The organism is Streptomyces litchfieldiae (assembly GCF_031845365.1).
In the GTDB taxonomy this organism is placed as follows: domain Bacteria; phylum Actinomycetota; class Actinomycetes; order Streptomycetales; family Streptomycetaceae; genus Streptomyces; species Streptomyces litchfieldiae.
The window spans coordinates 243875-263256 of the sequence record NZ_JAVREL010000001.1; the positions used below are offsets into that span (position 1 = coordinate 243875).

Sequence of the window (19382 nt, forward strand, 5' to 3'; positions counted from 1 at the left end):
CCGCATGGACAAGACGGTGGACTCGGCCGCCGAGGCGGTCGCGGACATCCGGGACGGTGCGTCCCTGGCCGTCGGGGGGTTCGGACTGAGCGGTGTGCCGAACACCCTCATCCGGGCCGTGCGCGACGGCGGCGCCACGGCTCTGCACGTCGTCTCCAACAACTGCGGCGCGATGGACTCCGGCCTCGCCGTCCTCCTCGCCGCCGGCCGCATCGCCCGGGTCACCGGGAGCTACCTGGGCAACAACCACGAGTTCCGCCGCCAGTACCTGGCCGGCGAGCTGGAGTTGGAGCTGATTCCGCAGGGCACGCTCGCCGAACGGCTCCGCGCGGGCGGCGTCGGCATTCCGGCGTTCTACACCCCGGCCGGCGTCGGCACGCAGGTCGCCGAGGGCGGCCTGCCCTGGCGACACGACGGCGAGGGCGGCGTGGCGGTCATGTCGCCGCGCAAGGAGGTCCGCTCGTTCGACGGTGCCGAATATGTGCTGGAACGCGGTATCCGCTGCGACTTCGCCCTGGTACACGCCGTCCGTGGGGACCGGCACGGCAACCTCGTCTTCGCCAAGTCTGCCCGCAACTTCAACCCCCTGGCCGCCATGGCGGGCCGTGTCACCGTCGCCGAGGTGGAGGAGCTGGTCGAGCCCGGCGACTTGGACCCGGACCACGTGCACCTGCCCGGCATCTTCGTCCAGCGAGTCGTGGCTCTCAGCCCGTGGGAGGCCGCCGACAAACAGATCGAGATCCGCACGGTGCGCGCCGTGCCGGCACCGAGGGAGGTACGGGCCTGATGGCGTGGGACCGCCGACAGATAGCCGCCCGTGCCGCGCGCGAGCTGCGCGACGGGGAGTACGTCAACCTCGGCATCGGCCTGCCGACTCTCATCCCGGACCACCTGCCGCCCGGGGGCGCGGTCGTGCTGCACTCCGAGAACGGCATTCTCGGCACCGGCCCCTATCCGTACGAGGACGAGCTGGACCCCGATCTGATCAACGCGGGCAAGGAGGCCGTCACCGTCCTGCCCGGGGCGGCGTTCTTCGACTCCGCCCTCTCCTTCGGAATGATCCGAGGCGGCCATATCGACACCGCGGTGCTCGGCGCCATGCAGGTCTCCGCCGCGGGCGACCTGGCGAATTGGGCGGTCCCCGGCAAGCTGGTCACCGGCGTCGGGGGGGCGATGGACCTCGTCCACGGCGCGCGCCGGGTCATCGTGACCATGATGCACACCACCAGGGAGGGGGACCCGAGGATCGTTCCGCGGTGCACCCTCCCGCTGACCGGCCGAGCCTGCGTCCAACGGGTCATCACCGACCTCGGCGTCCTGGACGTCACCGTGGGCGGGCTGGTGCTCGTCGAGCTGGCACCTGGCGTCACCCCCGCCGAGATCGTCGCCCACACCTCCGCGAAGGTCCGCATCGCGGAAGGAGTCACGTCATGAGCTTCCGCACCACCCGTGACGTCTACGTCGTCGACGCCGTGCGCACACCGTTCGGGAAGTTCGGCGGGGCACTCGCCAGCATCCGCCCGGACGACCTAGCCGCACACGTCCTGCGTGCCCTGCTCGAACGCAGCCCGGGACTGGACCCGGCGCTCATCGGCGACGTCTACCTGGGTAATGCCAACGGCGCGGGCGAGGAGAACCGCAACGTGGCACGGATGGCCGCCCTGCTGGCTGGGCTCCCGACCTCCGTCCCCGGCGTGACGGTCAACCGGCTGTGCGGCTCGGGGCTCGAAGCCGTCCTCCAGGCCGCCCGTGCCATCGCACTCGGCGACACCTCCGTCGCCCTGGCCGGCGGTGTCGAGTCCATGACCCGAGCCCCCTACGTGCTGCCGAAACCGGACCGGGCCCACCCGGTCGACGACGCCCGGATGTACTCCACCACCCTCGGCTGGCGCATGGTGAATCCGCGCATGGAGCCGCAATGGACCGTCCCGCTCGGCGAGGGCGCCGAGCTGATCGCCGACAAGCACGGCATCAGTCGTGAGCGGCAGGATGAGTACGCCCTCGCCTCACACCGCAAGGCCGCGGCCGCGGAGGAGAATGGCTGGTTCGCTGCCGAGCTCGCCCCCGTCCCGGTCCCGCGCCGCGGAGCCGACCCGGCGGTCGTCGACCGCGACGAGTCGGTGCGCCCCGAGACCTCCCTCGCCGCCCTGGCCCGGCTCAAGCCGAGCTTCCGCACGGACGTCGGCACCGTCACTCCCGGCAACGCCTCCCCCCTCAACGACGGCGCGGCGGCAGTGCTGCTGGCCGACGAGGATGGCCTGCGGACCCTCGGCCGCGAGCCCCTCGCCCGCGTCTCCGCCTCGGCCGTCACCGCCGTCGACCCGCACTACTACGGCCTCGGACCGGTGAAGGCGGTCCCCCGCGCCCTGGACCGGGCCGGTCGCGATTTCGCGAACCTGGTCACCCTGGAGCTGAACGAGGCTTTCGCCGCCCAGGTGCTCGGCTGTCTCGCCGAGTGGCCCGAGTTCGACCCGGCCGTGCTCAACCCGCACGGCGGGGCGCTCGCCCTCGGCCACCCGCTCGGTGCCTCCGGGGCCCGCCTCGTCGGCACCGTCGCCCACCAGTTGTCGGCCGCTGGTGGCGGCACCGGCGTGGCGGCCCTCTGCATCGGAGTCGGCCAGGGCCTCGCGCTCGTCCTCGAACGCTGAATGCCGTCGGCAACGAAGGAGCCCGAATCCATGACACCCACTCAGCACGACATCGACGTCGAGATCGCCGCCGCGCACGAGGCGTACCGGAAGCGGCTCGCCGGCGGTGCCGCTCCCGAGCACCACCCCGACCGCGCCTACGCTCCCTACCGCTCCACCGCGCTCCGCCACCCCGGGCAGCCCTTGATCCCGGTGCCCGCCCAGCGCGATCCGGAAGCCGTCGAGCTGTTCGCCCCGGCCTTCGGGGAGAGCGATGTCACCGAGCACGACAACGACCTGACCCTCCAGCACCCGGGCACCCCGCTCGGGGAACGGATCACCGTCGAGGGCCGGCTGCTGGACCGGCGGGGCCGGCCGGTGCGAGGCCAGCTGGTCGAGATATGGCAGGCAAATGCCGCCGGCCGGTACGCCCACCAGCGCGATCGGCATCCCGCCCCACTCGACCCCAACTTCTCCGGCGTCGGCCGAACCCTCACCGACGAGGCGGGACGCTGGCGGTTCACCACCGTCAAGCCCGGCGCCTACCCCTGGCGGAACCACACCAACGCCTGGCGCCCCGCCCACATTCACTTCTCCGTCTTCGGCACCGCGTTCACCCGGCGCCTGGTGACCCAGATGTACTTTCCCGACGACCCGCTCTTCCCTCACGACCCGATCCTGCAGTCCGTCACCGACGACGACGCGCGGCAGCGCCTTGTCGCCACGTACGACCATGGCCTGTCCCGGTCCGAGTGGTCTCTCGGCTACCGCTGGAACATCGTCCTCGACGGCCCCGGCGCCACTTGGGCCGAGGAGGGCGACGCCCAGTGACCACCGCCGACGCCCTCCTGCCCCCGACCCCGTCCCAGACCGTCGGCCCCTTCTATGGTTATGCCCTGCCCTTTCCCGGCGGCCCGGACATCGCCCCCGCGGGCCACGTCGGCGCGCTCACCGTTCACGGGGTCGTCCTCGACGGCCGCGGCGCACCGGTCCCCGACGCACTGCTGGAGATCTGGGGCCCGGGCCCCGACGGACGGGTACCGGCCACGACCGGCACATTCCGCCGCGACGAGACCCATGGCGGCTTCCTCGGCCGCCACCCCGGGGAGTTCACCGGCTTCGGCCGCGTCGCCACCGACCGGGAGGGTCGCTGGGCCGTCCGCACCCTGCGGCCGGGCACCCGCGGCAGTGCCGCCCCCTACCTCGGCGTATGCCTCTTCGCCCGCGGCCTGCTGCACCACCTGTTCACCCGCGTCTACTTCCCGGACGACACCACCGCCCACGCCGACGATCCGCTGCTCGCCTCGCTCCCCGCCCGGCGGCGGGCCACGCTGATCGCGCGGGCGGAACCGGGTAGCAGCTACCGCTTCGACATTCGTCTCCAAGGCGAGGACGAGACCGTATTCCTGGAGTTTCGATGACGCCCCCCGCCCGGCCGACCGACGGTTCCTCGCTCCTCGATCCCGGCGGGGCGGGAACGCCTGCCGAGACCACGACCGGGGAGGCGGCCGTTCTTCGCGCGCTTCTGGACGCCGAGGCGGCGCTCACCCGCGCCCAGGCGGCCTGCGGTCAGGCACCGCCGGCCGCCGCGGCGGCGGTCACCGAGGCGGCGGCGGACGTCTCCCGGTTCGACGCGCGCGACCTCGCCCTCCGCGCCGTGAGCGGTGGCAATCCCGTCATCCCCCTGGTCGCCGATCTCACCGCGATCGTCGCCGAGCGCGACCCGGCGGCCGCCGAGTACGTCCATCGCGGCGCCACCAGCCAGGACATCCTCGACACTGCCCTGATGCTGGTGGCGCGCCGCACCCTCGACGCCGCGCTCGCCGACGTCACCCGCACCGAACGCGCACTGGCCCGGCTGGCCGCCGGCCACCGCGACTCCGTCATGCCGGGGCGCACCCTGACCCAGCACGCCGCGCCCACCACCTTCGGGCTGAAGGCGGCGGGCTGGCGCTCTCTCGTGCTCGACGCCCGCGACCGCCTCGTCACGGTTCGCGACGGACTGCCGGCCCAACTCGGCGGCGCCGCCGGCACCCTGGCGGCGTTCGGCACCTACGCGGGTGGCCGGGCCGACGCCGGCCTCGACCTGACCTCCGCCTACGCCGCCGAACTCGGCCTGGCCGAACCCAATCTGCCCTGGCACACTCTCCGCACCCCCGTGGCCGACCTCGCCGGCGCCCTCACCTTCACCGCCGGTGCCCTCGGCAAGCTCGCCGCCGACGTGCTCGTCCTCAGCCGCACCGAGATCGCCGAACTCGCCGAGGACGGTGGCGGAAGCTCGTCAGCCATGCCGCACAAGGCGAATCCGGTACGCGCCACCCTTATCGCCGCAGCCGCGCGCCGCGCCCCGGGCCTCGCCGCATCGCTATACGGGAGCCTCGCCACCGAGGACGAACGCCCGGCCGGGGCCTGGCACGCCGAATGGGAGCCGCTGCGCGACCTACTCCGGCTGACCGGTGCGGCGGCCACCCACACGGCCGATCTCGTTCAGGGACTGCGAGTGGACACCGCCGCCATGCGTGCCCACCTCGGCCTCACCGGCGGCGCGGTCGTCTCCGAGTACGTGGCCGCCGAACTGGCCAGCCGCTTCGGGCGGTCCCACGCCCGCCAACTGGTCTCCGCGGCGGTACGCCGGGCTCGCGAGGAGGGCCGCCCCCTGGTCGAGGTCCTGCTGGAAACGCCGGGACTGGAGGACCTCCCTCCGGGTGACCTCGACCCCGACCGCCGCACCGGCGTGGCGGGTGCACTGACCGACCGGGCGCTGCGCCGTCGCTGACGCACAGAAAGGATTCCGCCGATGCCCACGGCACTGCTCCACCACACCGTCGATGGCCCGGCCTGCGCCCCGCCCCTCCTGCTCGGGAACTCCCTGGGCACCTCCACCGCCCTCTGGGACGGCGTCGCCCGCGGACTGTCGGCCACCCGGCGGGTGGTCCGCTGGGACCTGCCCGGCCACGGCCGTTCCGCCGCCGGGCTCATCGCCCCCGGCGCCACCGTCGCCGACTTGGCCGACCACGTCCTGGGCCTGGCCGACCATCTCGGCCTCGATCGCTTCTCCTATGCCGGCGTCTCCCTGGGCGGCGCGATCGGGCTGCACCTGGCCGTCCATCACCCCGAGCGCGTCGACCGCCTCGGTGTCCTCTGCGCCTCCGCCAGCTTCGGCGACCCCCGCCCCTGGCGGCGACGGGCCGCGCTGGTCCGCCGCGCGGGCACGGCGCCCGTCGCCGACACAGCAGCCGCACGCTGGTTCACGCCTGGATTCAGCCATCCAGGTCTGCTGGCCGACCTGCGCGCCACCGCGCCCGAGGCGTACGCGGCCTGCTGCGACGCGCTCGCCGCGTACGACCTGCGTGGCGTCCTCGCGAGCATCGGCGCCCCCACCCTGATCATGGCCGGCCGCGAGGATCCGGTCACCCCACCCGCCCACGCCCGCGAAATCGCCGACGCCATCCCGGGCGCCGCCCTCATCGAATTGCCCCGCACTTCCCACCTCGCCCCGGCCGAGCGCCCTGAAGCCGTACTCGTCGCGCTCCGCGGGCACTTCGCTCCCGCCCGCGAGGCCGGGATGGCAGTACGCCGCGCTGTCCTCGGCGACGCTCATGTCGACCGCGCTCAAGCGCGAACGACCCTCCTCACCGAGGATTTCCAGGACTTCATCACCCGCTACGCCTGGGGAGAGGTCTGGACGGACCCGACACTCGACCGGCGCGAACGCAGCCTGATCACGCTCGCCGCCCTGGTCGCCCACGGTCACTGGGACGAACTGGCTCTGCACGCCGTCGCCGCCCGGCGCAACGGTCTCACCCCGGAGGAGATCTCCGCTGTTCTGAGGCATATGGCAGTCTATTGCGGCGTACCCGCGGCCAATAAGGCGTTCGCCACCGTGCAACGGGCGCTGGACGACGTGCTGTAGGACCCAGTTTTTCCGTGGAGTTCGTCGGGCAATAAATTCTTCTGGTGTTGACGCAATGTCCCGTAATCGGTGGTGACGAAGCGTGACCGGGAGCGTTGACATCGCATGCAGGACCCAGCAACTCCCTTGCGAAGACTGTGTTTTGTGGACTATCTGCGCGGCTCTCGAGACTCTGACCTATCCAATCAGCCGGACAGGTCAGGAGAGATGCAGTGAACGAGAGCAAGACCAGCAATCATATGACCGCATTCCTGACCCTCCTCAAAGCGGCCGAATACCTCTACCGATGGCAGGCTACATAGAGGACCGGCGGCTTAAGAAGCGGCCGAATAAAGTCACGGGTAAGCGGGAGCGTACTGCGCTGTGGGGCAAGGGCAAGCGGTACCGGGTCAAGAGTATACCGGGCGTACGCGACCGTTCGTTCAGCACAAGCGGGGACGCCAAGCGGTGGCTTGCCATCGCCAAGGCCGACAGCACCCGTGGCGAATTCCACGGCCCGCGGGATGGAAGCATTCTGCTTCAGGACTACGTAGAGAAGCACTGGTGGCCGGACCAGACCTTCGAGCCCTCGACAACCGCGCCGATGCGCAGCCGCATCTGGAAACACATCATCCCGCTTCTCGGTTCCACTCGCTCAACGACATCGACGCCGCAGCGCGACGGGCCTTCAAAGCAGCGTTGTTGTCCCGTGTGGATGACTCGACAGCCGAGGTCATCTGGATTCATCTGTCTTCCATGCTCACCGCAGCGGTTGAGGACAAGCGCCTGCTCAAGCACCGGATGCAGGTCCACCGCTCAATCAAGCGCCCCACACGCAAGGAGAAGAAGGCAAAAGCATGGGCCCGCTCGACCGTCGACTCCGTCCGGACGCGACTGCAATTTCGGTATCGCATAGCGGTGGATCTCGGGGTCGGCCTTGGCCTCCGGCAGGGAGAAGTCTTCGGGCTGGAGGAGAATGATTTCGACTTCGCTGCGGGAGTCGTTCACGTCCGGCGACAGCTCAGGTGGGACTCCCGTGGAAGGCCCTACTTCTGCCTCCCCAAGGGCGGCAAGACCCGGACAGTTCCGTTGCCTCCGGTTCTCGGGCATCGTCTCCGTGAACACCTGCGTCGCTCCCCGGCGGTGGCGTGCACACTGCCATGGCGCAACCCCGAGCCGCCGACCAAGAGAGTCGAGGCCCGCCAGCGGAAGCCGATCACAGTGCACTTGGTGCTGACGACCTCGCACGGCAACCGGATCTATTACCGGACCTGGAACGACAGGAGCTGGCGCCCGGCCCTCGTTGCCGCCGGCGTGCTGAAGGTCATCGGGGAGAAGACCCAGACACACGGCGGCCGGGTCCGGCGCCATCCCGTCTTCGAGGTGTCGCGCGAGGACGGCTTCCACGTGCTCAGGCACACATACGCCAGCGTGCAACTGGAGGCCGGCGAGTCCGTCGTCAGCCTCTCCCAGTGGCTCGGTCACTCGTCTCCCAAGATCACCTTGGATCACTACGCTCACTTCATGCCCGGAGCAGGTCGGCGCGGCCTCGACGCGATGGACGCCTGGCTCGCGCCCCACGCAGAGTGAAAGTCCCTGTGAAGTCCCTGGGCGGCGAACGCCCAGGGATTTCCCTGAAAAACCGCAGGTCACAGGGCATTTGTCGCCGCAGCCGTACTGAACGTCAAGTACAAGGAGACGGCCCGCGGCGGCCTCGCGGTGAACATCATCGAGTGCTGACCGAGGCGCCGCGACCGGCGGAAACGCTTGATAGGCAACCCGCCACTTGCCTATGGTGCCGGTCATGGCGGAGGATGTCTTCAAGGCGCTGGCCGACCCCACCCGTCGGCGCATCCTTGATGAGCTGGTGGAACGCGATGGCCAGACCCTGTTCGAGATATGCGCACGGCTGGCGTCCAAGCACGGTCTGGGGCTGTCCCGCCAGGCGATCAGTCAGCACCTGACTGTGCTCGAATCCGCGGGTCTGGTCCATTCGCGACGCCAGGGCCGCTACAAGTTCCACGACCTGAACACCGAACCCCTTGAGCGCATCATGACCCGATGGCTCAGGCCCGATGCACCGGAGAGCACTCCACGAAGATCCACCGGACCAGCGTCTTCGTCGATGACCAGGCCAAGGCCCTGCGTTTCTACACCGACGTGCTGGGCTTCATGAAGAAACACGACATCCCGCTGGGCGAGGATCGGTGGCTGTCCGTGGTCTCGCCGGAAGCCCCCGACGGGACCGAACTGCCGCTTGAGCCCTCCGGCCATCCCGCGGTGCGGCAGTACAGGACAGCGCTGGCCAAGGACGGCATCCCGGCCGCTCCTTTCGCCGTGGACGACGTGCAAGCGGAGTTCAACCGGTTGCGCGAGCGCGGGGTGTACTTCACCCAGGAGCCGCTGGAGATGGACACGAACACCACCGCGGTTCTGGACGACACCTGCGGCAACCTGATCCAGCTCATCCACGTCAAGTAGGGCGCCCACCGCGAGCAGATTGCGAGCCGCGCAGTGATACGAGACCTCTACAACGTCCGGCTGCGGCCTGCCGAGGGCGGCACCACACCGCTCACCGACGAGGAAGAGCAGCGCGTCCAGGCTGTGTTGTTCACCGAACTCGGCAACAAGATCGCCGACCAAGGCTGGGTGTGTTTCCCGGCGTACACGCCGGAAGACCGCCGCCGCTTGGTCGCTGTCGCACACCGCCTCACTGCCCACTGGGGGCAACAGGTGTTCGTCGAAGCCGAAGACCAGACCCGCGTCAGGCTCTGCCTCGCCGGACATGAAGCGCTGCCGGAGCCGTCGACGGGGGGTGCCTAGATTTCTCCGTCCGCTGATCTCGGCTCTTGTCGGCTCAGGTGTGGAGCGTGTGCCCAGTCGTCGCGTCCACGTGGTCCGGGATCTCGTCGTGGCGATCGCCCACGGTCAGTGTTCCGGTCGGCTCGAACACGAGGATCGCGGCGCCGGACGGAGCATACGGCTTGTGCTCCGTGCCTCGGGGCACGGTGAAGACCGCCCCCTGAGGGAGCAGGACCGTGCGCTCCCCATCGGGCTCGCGCAGGGAAATGTGCAGCTCTCCCTCGATGACCAGGAAGAACTCGTCGGTGTCATCGTGAACGTGCCAGATGTGTTCGCCCTCGACCTTGGCGATCCGGACGTCATAGTCGTTGACACGCGTGACGATGCGGGGGCTCCACAACGCGTCGAAGGAGGCCAGAGCCCTGCCGAGGGAGACGGGTTCGTTACTCATGTGCTCATCCTGAGGGGTTCGGATCGCCGGCGTGAGTGCTAGGAATCGCACATGGCGAAAGAATCCTCGCACGCGGCTCAAGCGGCCGGCGTACACCGGGTCGTCGTGATCGTCGACGAGAACTCGAACCCCTTCGAGCTCGGCTGCGCGACCGAGATCTTCGGTCTGCCCAGACCGGAGATCGGCCGTGATCTCTACGACTTCAGGCTCTGCTCCCCCGAGCCCCGCACGCTGATGCGGGACGGATTCTTCACGCTCACGGGGGTCGCCGGTCTGGAGGCGGCCGACGCGGCGGACACCTTGATCGTCCCCAACCGTCCCGACGTCGAGGTGCCCCGCCGCCCCGCCGTGCTCAACGTGATCCGACGGGCGCACGCGCGCGGTGCGCGCCTGGTCGGCTTCTGCAGCGGCGCCTTCACCCTGGCCGAGGCCGGCGTCCTCGACGGGCGCCGGGCAACCGCGCACTGGCAGTGGGCGGATTCCTTCCGGGCGCGCTTCCCCTCCGTTCGCCTCGAACCGGACGTGCTGTTCGTGGACGACGGCGACATCCTCACCGCCGCGGGGAGCGCGGCCGCGCTCGATCTCGGGCTGCATGTGGTCCGCCGCGATTACGGCGCGGAGGTCGCCAACTCCGTGAGCAGGCGACTGGTCTTCGCGGCGCACCGGAACGGTGGGCAGCGGCAGTTCGTGGAGCGCCCCGTGCCCGACTCGCCCGACGAGTCCCTGGCTCCTGTCCTGGCCTGGGCCCAGGAACGGCTGGACTCACCGCTCACGGTCTCCGACCTCGCGGCGCGTGCGGCGGTCAGTCCGGCGACGCTGCATCGCCGCTTCCGGGCACAACTCGGAACGACGCCGTTGACGTGGCTCACGGGGGAACGGCTGGCCCTGGCATGCCGGTTGATCGAGCGTGGAGAGTCCCGCTTCGAGATGGTCGCGCGGCGCAGCGGGCTGGGTACCGCCGCGAACTTGCGCACGCTGATGCGCCGCGCGACGGGCATCACTCCGTCGGCATACAGGAGCCGGTTCGGGCCGGATGCGAATTGACCGGCGCCGACGTCTCAGCTTCGCTCGCGGAGGTACGCCTCCAGCTCGGCCGCCCCGGTCAGCAGCGCCCGTCCGCGGGCGGACAGCCGGCCGTGCCAGTCCCGAAGCGCGGCTTCCAGTGGCTCCGGGCCGCCGGCTGCCCGCACCTGGGCGATCAGCGGGGCGATCTGCTCCAACAGGTAGCCGCCGCGCCTGAGTTGGTGGGCCAGCCGGGCGTCCCGTACGTCGGCCTCGTCGTAGACGCGGTACCCGGTCAGCGGGTCGCGGCGCGGGCTCACCAGCCCGGCGCGTTCCCACTTGCGCAGCGTCGCGGGCCGGATGCCGAGCTTTCCCGCCAGCGGCCCGATGAACGTTTCGCCGGGCCCGGACACCGCGGTGGTGGGCTCCAGGTCACGGAGGGCGCGCTCCACGGCGTGCAGGGTCCGGCGGTCGTCGAGGAGTTGGGCGTGGCTCTCGTCGACGAGGCGGAACGCCTCCTCGGCCGCGCCCTCGTTCACCGCGCGCATGATCGACGCCGCCGTGCGGTGGCCGTGGCCGGGCACCAGGGCGAGGAAGGCGCGCAGGGCTGCCGCGTGCAGCGCGGTGTAAGTGCGGTAGCCGTGGGGTGTGCGATCGGCGGCCGGAAGGATGCCGGCCTCCTCGTAGTTCCTGACCGCCTGGGTGGACAGGCCGTGCCCGCGCGCCAGATCAACCGGCCTGAGCCGCCCGCCGTTTTGAAGGTTTCGCGCCATCGTCCTGCCGGAATCGCGGGAAAGTCTCCAGCGAAGGTTCAACGATAGCGTTGATGGACATGGTCAGTGACATCAAGGACACCGCCCATGCCGTCGAGGCGGCCGCCGTCATGAGGCTGCTCCCGGGCCGGCCGCGGCTGCTCGCCCTGGGCGAGCCCACCCACGGCGAGGACACCCTGCTCGAGGTGCGCAACGAGCTCTTCCGGCAGCTCGTCGAGCGGGAGGGCTACCGGACGATCGCGATCGAGAGCGACTGCCTGCTGGGCCTGGCCGTGGACGACTACGTCACCACGGGCACGGGCACCCTCGACGAGGTCATGGAGCGCGGCTTCAGCCACGGCTGGGGGGCCTCCGCGGCCAACCGCGAACTCGTGCGCTGGATGCGCGCCCACAACGACGGCCGGCCCGCGCCCGAGCGGATCCGCTTCGCCGGTTTCGACGGCCCGCTGGAGATCACCGGCGCCGAGAGCCCCCGGTGGGCCCTCACCGCACTGCACCGCTACCTCTCGGCCCGGGTGGACACGGGCCTGCTCCCCTGCACCGCGGAAACGCTCGACCGCCTGCTCGGCGCCGACGACCGGTGGACCAATCCCGCCGCGATGATGGACCCGGCGTGGTCCGTGGGGCAGTCGGCCGAGGCCCGGGAGCTGCGGCTGCTCGCCGACGACCTCGTGGCGCTGCTCGACGAGCAGACGCCACACCTGATCACGGCGACCCCGTGGGACGACTGGGACCGGGCGCGCCTGTACGGGCGCACCGCGACCGGCCTGCTGCGTTACCACCACTGGATGGCCGACACCTCACCGGCCCGCATGACGCGGCTGGCGGGCCTGCGGGACCGGATGATGGCCGACAACCTCCTGGCCCTCGCCGAACGAGGCCCGGCGCTGATCCACGCCCACAACGGCCATCTCCAACGGGCCAAGAGCACAACGCGGATGAGCGGCCTGCCGCTGGAGTGGTGGGGCGCCGGCGCGCTCGTGAGCACCCGGCTCGGCGCGGAGTACGCCTTCCTGGCCACCGTCCTCGGCACGATCCGGCACCGGGGAGTGGACGCCCCGCCACCGGACACCGTCGAAGGGCTCCTGTACGCGCTCCCGGAGGACCGCTGCGTCGTCGACGCCCCCCGGCTGGCCACCGCCCTCGCCGACAGGCGGCCCGCCCCCCGCGTGTCCCCCTACTACGGCTACTCCCCGATCGACCCGGCGCACCTGGCCGGAATCGACGGGATCGTGTTCGTCAAGGACATCCCGCGAAGCGGGCCTCCGGCGACGGCGTGACGTACCGCTTCACGCGGACTCAGGACAGCATGCGCTCGATGAGGTCGGCGGCGCGCGGGGTGCCGCCCTCGCTTCGCGCGTCCGCGCGCAGTTGGGCCGAGCGGCGGGCGACCTCCGCGTCGGTGACCAGGTCGTTCAGGGCGGTCCGCAGGGTCCCGGCGGTGGCCTCGGGGGTGTCGATGCGGCGGGCCGAGGTCGGGAAGCACACGATCTACCGGCGGTGGTCGTCCAAGGCCGCGCTGCTGCTGGACGCGCTCAACCGCGCGTGAAGCACGGACCTGGACTACCCCGACACCGGCGACGTCCGCTCCGACCTGCGCGAGCAGTTCCTCAACTCCGTGACTGCCCTGGCCGATCCGCCGATCGGGCAGGTCTACCGCGCCGTCATCGCCGAGGCCCAGTCCGACCCGGCCTTGCGGGCGGCGCTGCACGAGCGGTTCCTGAGCGCCGCCGAGCAGCGGACCCCGGACCGGATCACCCGCGCCCAGCACGCGGGCGAGCTGCGCGCGGACGCGGATCTGACGTTCGCCGCGGAGGTGCTGTGCGGAGCTCTGTACTACCGCCACCTGCTGACGCCCCTGCCGGTCGACGAGCGCGCGGTCGACGGCCTGCTGGACATGTTCATGGCCGCATACGCCAAGCGGTGACCTCGGCGAGCGGGACGGCCGCGGTGTCAACGGGGCGGCGGGCGCGGTAGTCTTCGGCCAGCGTCGCGTGCCGGTGGCAGACCGTGTCAGGCATGGAGGCGCCGAATCGAAGGAGGCCGACGATGCACTCGTCGCACCCTTCGCTCTCGCATGACTGAGCGCGAGACGACCAGGCTCATCGCCTGGAGCCAAGAACTGCGTCAGGTGCACCACCGGCTGCGCGAAGCGCTGAGCGCGACCCGCGCCTCCCTCGCCGAGGGCACGCCCGGCGAGGCGGCCACCCGCGAACTGCTGCTGTACTGCCACGGTTTCTGCGCGGCCCTCGACGGCCATCACCGGGGCGAGGACCGCACCCTGTTCCCCGCCATCGCGGCCGCGCATCCCGAGTCGCGTCCGGTGCTGCGCTCGCTGGAGCAGGATCACTCGATGATCGCCCATCTGCTCGGCGGTCTTCGCGCCGCGGTCGACCGGGCCGCGCCGCCGGAGGAGCTCGACCGCCACCTCGAAGGCGTCGCCGCGATCATGGAGAGCCACTTCCGTTACGAGGAGAAGCGGCTGCTCACCGTGCTCGAGACCCTTGAACTGGCGGCCGACCCCAGGGAGGCGCTCGGCCCGCTCTGACCATCACCTGGCGGCACGGCGACTGCTGCACCGGCATGGCTATTGCGAGTCATTCGCAATAAGGGCTTAGGGTGGCCCCTGACGATCGTTCGATCCGAAAGGGGCCGTGCCGCATGAGCACCTACGCGCTTCCCGACATGCCGTACGACTACGCCGCGTTGGAGCCGGCCATCACCGGCGAGATCCTGGAGCTGCACCACGCCAAGCACCACGCCGCCTACGTCAAGGGCGCCAACGACACGCTGGAGCAGATCGCCGAGGCCCGCGACAAGGAGCAGTTCGCGCCGGCACAACTGGTCGGGCTGGAGAAGACCTTCGCCTTCAACCTCTCCGGGCACGTCCTGCACTCGATCTTCTGGCAGAACCTGTCCCCCGACGGCGGCGACCGCCCCGGCGGGCCGCTGGCCGACGCCATCGACGAACACCTCGGCGGCTTCGAGGCGTTCAAGCGGCAGCTCACCGTGGCCACCGCCGCCGTCCAGGGCTCCGGCTGGGGCGTCCTGGCCTGGGAGCCGCTGGGCCGCCGCCTGATCGTGGAGCAGGTCTACGACCACCACGGAAACGTCGGCCAGGGCAGCACCCCGCTGCTGGTCTTCGACGCCTGGGAGCACGCCTACTATCTCCAGTACCGGAACGTCCGCCCCGACTACGTGGTCAAGCTGTGGGACCTGGTCAACTGGGCGGACGTCACCGCCCGTTACACCGCGGCGGCCGGTGTCTGACGCGGGGCTCCCGGCCCTGGGCCCGACGGTCCGGCGGGTGCCCGGCGCCGGCCTCCCGGGGAGCGCGCGGGGCATACGCGAGGTCTACGTCGAGACGTTCTGCGCGCCGCCGTGGGACGAGGAACCCGCTTGCGCCGACGCCTACCTGGAGAGGCTGGCCCGGGATGCCGCGCGCCCCGGCTTCACGGCCGCCCTCGCGCGCGACGGCGACGGGACCGTGCTGGGCTTCGCCACCGCCTGGACCACCGAACGGCCGTTCCCCACCGGCCGCTGCTATCCCCGGGTCGCGGCCGCCGTCGGTCCGGACCGGGTCGAGGAGTGGCTGTGCGGTGGCCGGGAGATCGACGAACTCGCCGTGCGGCCCCGCGCGCAGGGCCTCCGCCTGGGCGCGGCGCTGCTGGCCGCGGTGGCCGAGGGCGCGCCCGGCGGGAGGTGCTGGCTGCTGACCTCCGCCCGCAACCCCGGCGCGGTGGCGTTCTACCGCCGTCGGGGCTGGCGCCCGGCGAACGCGCCGGATCCGGTGGACACCGGGTTCGTGGTGTTCCTCGGCCCCGACCACCCCGCCCTCGGCACCTGAGGGGCGGCGCCCGGGTGGAGCCGGTGCAGTGACCGCCAGCCCTCCAGTTCGCCGAAGTCCTCCGGCCGGGCCAGGGGGTTGGCGAGCAGCCGGGTGCTCGCCTCGAAGATCTTCTCCGCGCGGCGGTGGGACAGCCGGGCCCTGCCGGTGACCGGGCAGCGGTCCGGCTCGGGGATCCAGGCGGGTGCCTCCTCGTCGGCGAGGAACAGCGGCCCCCGGGTGCGGCCGGCGATGAGGCGGGGCAGCAGCCGGGCGGTGCCCGACCGCCAGTGGATCCACCGGACCGCGCCGCCCCCGGTGGCGATCCTCCCGCACTTCTCCGCGGTGAACAGGTCCTCCACGTTCAGGCACAGCACCTCGTCGGCCCGTGCCCCGCTCTCGTGGACGAGCCTCCAGAGGGTCTTCTCCCGCACCGGCGCGTTCAGCCGCCACAGGGCTCCGAGCTGACTGCCCGCCAGGGCCCCGGCGCGGTCCGGGGGCGCCGGGCGGCGCTCGATCCCGACCGTGGGGTCGGAGGTGATCCAGCCCCGGGCGAGCCACCAGCCGATCGCTTTGCGGGCGATGGACAGTTCACGGCGGACGGTGTCGGCGTCCAGGAAGTCCGCCCGCGCGGCGGCGAGTTCGGCGAGCACGGGCGGCAGGCCCGGCGCGGCGACCGCGGCCAGCGAAAACGGCGCGGGCGTCGTTCCGTGGCGGTCCGGGCCGATGGGCGCGGGACGGCCGGAGAACAGCCAGCCCCACGTGGTGAGCGAGATCCGGTGGATCCACGCGGAGGACTTCATGACGCGGGCGCCGGCGAGGTAGTGGTCGACCGCCGCGGCGTACGTCGGGGGCGGCGCGGCCGGCGCCGTTCGGTTCTCCGGCGCGGACATGTGTCGGATGGCCATCTGTCTTCCCCTCTCGGCTCCCCGCGGTGAAGGCGCGGGCCAGATCGTCACGGGCTCCCGTCACTGTGCTCCGCCGGCCCCGGCACCCCTGCCCACCCGGCCCCCCGGGCCCGGACACGCCGGTGGTCAAGTCTCGTGCCCCGGCCCGGCGTACCCCCGCCGACCAGCGCCGATGTCCCGCCCCCGCCGCGATTCGGGACCCCTGCCGAACTCCCTCTGCTTCCATTCGTCTCGTCGCTCAACAGTGTTCCGAGACACCCGAGTCGCGACATTGCTCCGGAGAGTCCGGACAACCCGAAACACGCGGAAGGTGAGGCATCGATGCACGCAGAGGTCAAGCTTTCGCCGGAGGAGGTCGACCGCGTCATGGGCATCATCGCCCAGGCGTACACCGACATGGAGACGGTCGCCGCGGGTATCGGCGGACACGCCGGGACCGTTTCGACCGCCTACAACGGCACGGGCACCGCGACCGCCATGGAGACCTACGAGAACCTCGGCCGGGCCGGCCAGGCGCTGGCCAACGCACTGGACGGGCTCTCCCAGGACCTCGGCCTGACGTCCAACACCGGCCGGGAGACCGACGACGCGGCCCACGGCGCGCTGAACAACGTGATCCCGGTCAGCACGTCCTCCGACCACTCCATCGCCGCCCAGATCTGACCCAACGAGAAAGGTGAGGAAGCCATGCCGTTCAACGGGATGATCCACTTCAGGAACGACAACCTCGACGGCATCCAGTCCCAGACCGTCGGCCAGCAGGAGCAGTACACCCAGATCTGGGACAACGTGCGCACGCAGCTCTTGAGCCTCGTGCAGAACGGCCAGGTCGACGCCCAGATCGGCGGGACCCTCGAGTACCGCGACGCGATCTTCCACCGCGAGTCCTCCGGCTACGACGAGAGCGTCACCTCGCAGAACACCGCGATGCGCAACGTGCAGAACATCGGCAACGAGGGCGGCGCCGCCATGGTCCGCGCCGCCGCGGGCGGCCGGGCCTGACCGGACACGGACGCCTGCCGTCCCTGGAGAGACAAGCCCTGGAGAGACAGGCCCTGGAGAGATAAGGGGGACAGCATGGACGACATCCTCATCAACATCGACGCCCACCGGGGCGTCGAGTCCGAGGTGGCCAAGCGCCAGAAACTCGCCACGATGATGGACTGCGCCAACAGGATCGGCTCCGACAACGACATGTTCGGCGAAGTGCCGAACGGTGCCCAGGCCGCCGCGGCGCTGCGCGCGGCCGTGGCCAGCGTGACCCAGCAGGTGATGGCAGGCGGGCAGGCGGCCGAGGACATCCAGCTCAGCGCCTCCGCGGCGGCCCGGACCGGTGAGCAGACCGACCAGGCCGCCGCGCAAGCACTGGCGCAGGCACAGGTGGAGTTCGACATCGCCCAGATGGACGCCAGCGGTCAGTCGCTGCGCAGCTTCGGAAGGCTGGGGCCATGAGCATCGCGTCGGCCCAGGCCGAGTTCCAGCGGGTGATCGCGCAGATCAGGAGCGCCAAGGAGTACAAGATCCGGACGGCATCCGGAGCGTGGCGCACGCTGGCGAGCGCCGGGGACACGGAGACCGCGGCCCTGGCGAGCACGGCCGGAGGGGCGGCCGCGGAGCAGGGCGTGGGCCTGCGGGAACTCTGCGACCGGCTGACCCAGATGACCGACTTCACGTCGGCCACCGCCGCCATGGCACAGCAGGTCTCCGATCAGCTTCTGGAGGCGGAGCGCGCCACGGTGACGGCCTTGCAGGCGGCCCACGATCTCGAGCAGCGGTTCAACGAGCGGGGAGCGGCGATCCCGCCCTCGCCGCAGGCCGCCGCCGCCTTCGAGACGTTCGTCGTGGGCCTCACCGCCGAGGCCCAGACGGTGCTCGACACACTGGGCGAGTCATACGCCGGCGTCATCGCCGGCGAGGCGCCGACCGCGCCCAGGAGCGGTGGTCCGGGTGCTCCCGCCGCGCCGATGGCGCCCGGGCCCGCCCAGGCGACGCCGGCGGCGGCCGGGGCCGCGCCGGCGGGCCCGGCGGGAGCGGCGGCCGGCCCGGCGGGAGGCGCGGAAGCCACGGCGGCCGCCGCCGACCACCAGGCGGCCAACGGCAGCGCCGTCGGCTCGGGGGAGTACCCACACTCCAGCGTGATGGGCCCGGAACAGGGCGACTTCGCCGGGTGGACGCGCGACCCCAGCACCGGCTACCTCGTGGACCCGGCTACCGGCCGGGAGTTCGACCCGGCGACCGGCAGGTGGATCGACCCGGTCACCGGCAAGCCGTTCGGCGAGGCCACGGAGTACGCCGCCCGGCTCTCCGGCCTGGGCACCGGCTCGGGCGGCCTCGCCTCGCCCGCCGGGCTGGCGTTGGTCGGCGGCGGCGCGGGGTCGGGCGGCGCGGGCGGGCTGGCGGGCCTGTACGGCGGCGTTCTCCCACCGAGCGTCGCCCACGCCGGCCCGGCCCGTGGGCAGGCGCTCGAGCAGGCCATGCGCAACATGAACCAGCGGGCGCAGCTCTCGACCCATATGGCGATGCGCGAAGCGGCCCAGGGCGGCCGCCCGTTCATGCCCCCGCCCGGGATGGCGGGCATGGGCGCGGGCGGCGCGGGCCGGAGCGGCCAGGGGCGCGGCGCGGCGGGAGGCCAGAACCGGCGGTTCACCGACCTCACCGAGGACCCCGAGGTCTGGGCGCCCCGCCGGGGTGCCGCCCTGGGCGTGCTCGGCGAGTAGTCCCGAAGGAAGAGAGGAGAACGCACATGTCCGCAGACGGCCTGTGGTACATCCCCGAGGGCTTCCGCGAGGGCGCCCGTGCCAACACCACCAGCGCCGACGCGGCGGAGACCACCCGGCAGCTCCTCGGCCGGGTACAGGTGAGCGCCACCAGCTATGGCGGGGCCACCGAATTCGTCAACGCGCTCATCGAGACGCGCGATACGAGCGCCCAGGGCGCCGCCCGCGCGGCGGAGGGCAGGCAGAACATGGCTGCTGCGGACAACCAGGTCGCCGACACCGGCGAGGAGATGGACGCCGCCGCCGCGCAGGCGCTCGGCGCGGCGTCCACCCGGGTGCAGGCGGATCAGACCATCGCCGACGGTCTGGCGTAGGGAGTGAATG

24 protein-coding genes and 2 pseudogenes are annotated in these 19382 nt (G+C 71.6%); 22 read left to right on the top strand and 4 right to left on the bottom strand.

Translation table 11 applies throughout. The features are described from left to right. Positions 1-4 precede the first annotated feature (4 nt). The 11 genes and pseudogenes from RM590_RS01115 to RM590_RS01165 all read left to right on the top strand — a co-directional run bounded on the left by RM590_RS01115 (position 5) and on the right by RM590_RS01165 (position 9342). Positions 5-787: a CoA transferase subunit A gene (locus RM590_RS01115; RefSeq protein WP_311702816.1), complete on the top strand. Its 783-nt coding sequence runs from the start codon at positions 5-7 to the stop codon at positions 785-787. Further along, complete coding sequence (locus RM590_RS01120) at positions 787-1434, top strand: 3-oxoacid CoA-transferase subunit B (protein WP_311702377.1); 648 nt, start codon at positions 787-789, stop codon at positions 1432-1434. The genes RM590_RS01115 and RM590_RS01120 overlap by 1 nt, the downstream gene beginning before the upstream one ends. Then, positions 1431-2648 (top strand): thiolase family protein, encoded by a 1218-nt coding sequence (locus RM590_RS01125; RefSeq protein ID WP_311702378.1) that lies wholly within the window; start codon positions 1431-1433, stop codon positions 2646-2648. The genes RM590_RS01120 and RM590_RS01125 overlap by 4 nt, the downstream gene beginning before the upstream one ends. Positions 2649-2678: 30 nt before the next feature. After that, entirely contained in the window at positions 2679-3458 is a 780-nt protein-coding gene (gene pcaH / locus RM590_RS01130; RefSeq protein ID WP_311702379.1) for a protocatechuate 3,4-dioxygenase subunit beta, read from the top strand. Then, on the top strand, positions 3455-4048 hold the full coding sequence (gene pcaG, locus RM590_RS01135; RefSeq protein ID WP_311702380.1) for a protocatechuate 3,4-dioxygenase subunit alpha: 594 nt from the start codon (positions 3455-3457) through the stop codon (positions 4046-4048). Before pcaH ends, pcaG begins: the two co-directional genes overlap by 4 nt. After that, entirely contained in the window at positions 4045-5403 is a 1359-nt protein-coding gene (pcaB, locus tag RM590_RS01140; RefSeq protein WP_311702382.1) for a 3-carboxy-cis,cis-muconate cycloisomerase, read from the top strand. The genes pcaG and pcaB overlap by 4 nt, the downstream gene beginning before the upstream one ends. 21 nt (positions 5404-5424) lie before the next feature. Beyond that, on the top strand, positions 5425-6540 hold the full coding sequence (gene pcaDC, locus RM590_RS01145) for a bifunctional 3-oxoadipate enol-lactonase/4-carboxymuconolactone decarboxylase PcaDC (protein WP_311702383.1): 1116 nt from the start codon (positions 5425-5427) through the stop codon (positions 6538-6540). Between the two features lie 543 nt (positions 6541-7083). Then, positions 7084-8109 (top strand): tyrosine-type recombinase/integrase, encoded by a 1026-nt coding sequence (locus RM590_RS01150; protein WP_311702384.1) that lies wholly within the window; start codon positions 7084-7086, stop codon positions 8107-8109. A gap of 214 nt (positions 8110-8323) precedes the next feature. Continuing rightward, a pseudogene (locus tag RM590_RS01155) lies at positions 8324-8614 on the top strand (ArsR/SmtB family transcription factor); the annotation flags it as partial. Continuing rightward, positions 8581-9000, top strand: coding sequence for a VOC family protein (locus tag RM590_RS01160; protein WP_311702385.1), 420 nt, complete (start codon positions 8581-8583; stop codon positions 8998-9000). The pseudogene RM590_RS01155 and the gene RM590_RS01160, both read left to right, overlap by 34 nt. A 33-nt stretch (positions 9001-9033) precedes the next feature. Further along, entirely contained in the window at positions 9034-9342 is a 309-nt protein-coding gene (locus RM590_RS01165) for a hypothetical protein (protein WP_311702386.1), read from the top strand. 34 nt (positions 9343-9376) lie between these two features. On the opposite strand, the gene RM590_RS01170 is transcribed toward RM590_RS01165, so the two are convergent. Further along, the gene (locus RM590_RS01170; protein WP_311702387.1) at positions 9377-9772 is read right to left on the bottom strand and encodes a cupin domain-containing protein; all 396 of its coding nucleotides are present in this window, start codon (positions 9770-9772) and stop codon (positions 9377-9379) included. Between the two features lie 51 nt (positions 9773-9823). On the opposite strand from RM590_RS01170, the gene RM590_RS01175 reads away from it, so the two are divergent. Further along, a complete protein-coding gene (locus tag RM590_RS01175; RefSeq protein WP_311702388.1) occupies positions 9824-10816 on the top strand; it encodes a GlxA family transcriptional regulator in 993 nt (330 codons plus the stop codon). A gap of 14 nt (positions 10817-10830) precedes the next feature. Here the strand turns inward: RM590_RS01175 and RM590_RS01180 are convergent, their stop codons facing one another. Continuing rightward, on the bottom strand, positions 10831-11547 hold the full coding sequence (locus RM590_RS01180; RefSeq protein ID WP_311702389.1) for a TioE family transcriptional regulator: 717 nt from the start codon (positions 11545-11547) through the stop codon (positions 10831-10833). Between the two features lie 59 nt (positions 11548-11606). Between RM590_RS01180 and RM590_RS01185 the strand changes: the two genes are divergently transcribed. Continuing rightward, entirely contained in the window at positions 11607-12827 is a 1221-nt protein-coding gene (locus RM590_RS01185; protein WP_311702817.1) for an erythromycin esterase family protein, read from the top strand. A 19-nt stretch (positions 12828-12846) separates the two neighbouring features. Here RM590_RS01185 and RM590_RS01190 read toward each other — a convergent pair. Continuing rightward, a pseudogene (locus tag RM590_RS01190) lies at positions 12847-13017 on the bottom strand (glycosyl transferase); the annotation flags it as partial. An 88-nt stretch (positions 13018-13105) separates the two neighbouring features. Here RM590_RS01190 and RM590_RS01195 point away from each other — a divergent pair. The 4 genes from RM590_RS01195 to RM590_RS01210 all read left to right on the top strand — a co-directional run bounded on the left by RM590_RS01195 (position 13106) and on the right by RM590_RS01210 (position 15394). After that, the gene (locus tag RM590_RS01195; protein ID WP_311702818.1) at positions 13106-13474 is read left to right on the top strand and encodes a TetR-like C-terminal domain-containing protein; all 369 of its coding nucleotides are present in this window, start codon (positions 13106-13108) and stop codon (positions 13472-13474) included. 150 nt (positions 13475-13624) lie between these two features. Then, positions 13625-14095, top strand: coding sequence for a hemerythrin domain-containing protein (locus tag RM590_RS01200; RefSeq protein ID WP_311702390.1), 471 nt, complete (start codon positions 13625-13627; stop codon positions 14093-14095). 113 nt (positions 14096-14208) lie between these two features. Beyond that, positions 14209-14817 carry a superoxide dismutase gene (locus RM590_RS01205; protein ID WP_311702392.1) on the top strand — a complete coding sequence of 203 codons (609 nt, stop codon included), beginning with the start codon at positions 14209-14211 and terminating at the stop codon, positions 14815-14817. Further along, positions 14810-15394 (top strand): GNAT family N-acetyltransferase, encoded by a 585-nt coding sequence (locus RM590_RS01210; RefSeq protein ID WP_394813752.1) that lies wholly within the window; start codon positions 14810-14812, stop codon positions 15392-15394. The genes RM590_RS01205 and RM590_RS01210 overlap by 8 nt, the downstream gene beginning before the upstream one ends. Here RM590_RS01210 and RM590_RS01215 read toward each other — a convergent pair. After that, the gene (locus tag RM590_RS01215) at positions 15295-16281 is read right to left on the bottom strand and encodes a site-specific recombinase (RefSeq protein ID WP_311702394.1); all 987 of its coding nucleotides are present in this window, start codon (positions 16279-16281) and stop codon (positions 15295-15297) included. The genes RM590_RS01210 and RM590_RS01215 overlap by 100 nt on opposite strands. Before the next feature lie 321 nt (positions 16282-16602). Here RM590_RS01215 and RM590_RS01220 point away from each other — a divergent pair, with 321 nt between their 5' ends. The 5 genes from RM590_RS01220 (at position 16603) to RM590_RS01240 (ending at position 19372) form a co-directional block, all read left to right on the top strand. After that, complete coding sequence (locus tag RM590_RS01220) at positions 16603-16944, top strand: hypothetical protein (protein WP_311702395.1); 342 nt, start codon at positions 16603-16605, stop codon at positions 16942-16944. 24 nt (positions 16945-16968) lie between these two features. Next, the gene (locus RM590_RS01225; RefSeq protein WP_311702396.1) at positions 16969-17283 is read left to right on the top strand and encodes a hypothetical protein; all 315 of its coding nucleotides are present in this window, start codon (positions 16969-16971) and stop codon (positions 17281-17283) included. Positions 17284-17358: 75 nt separating this feature from the next. Beyond that, on the top strand, positions 17359-17733 hold the full coding sequence (locus RM590_RS01230; protein WP_311702397.1) for a hypothetical protein: 375 nt from the start codon (positions 17359-17361) through the stop codon (positions 17731-17733). Next, positions 17730-18998 carry a hypothetical protein gene (locus RM590_RS01235; protein WP_311702398.1) on the top strand — a complete coding sequence of 423 codons (1269 nt, stop codon included), beginning with the start codon at positions 17730-17732 and terminating at the stop codon, positions 18996-18998. Before RM590_RS01230 ends, RM590_RS01235 begins: the two co-directional genes overlap by 4 nt. 26 nt (positions 18999-19024) lie before the next feature. Beyond that, positions 19025-19372 (top strand): hypothetical protein, encoded by a 348-nt coding sequence (locus tag RM590_RS01240; RefSeq protein ID WP_311702399.1) that lies wholly within the window; start codon positions 19025-19027, stop codon positions 19370-19372. The last annotated feature ends 10 nt before the right edge of the window (positions 19373-19382 follow it).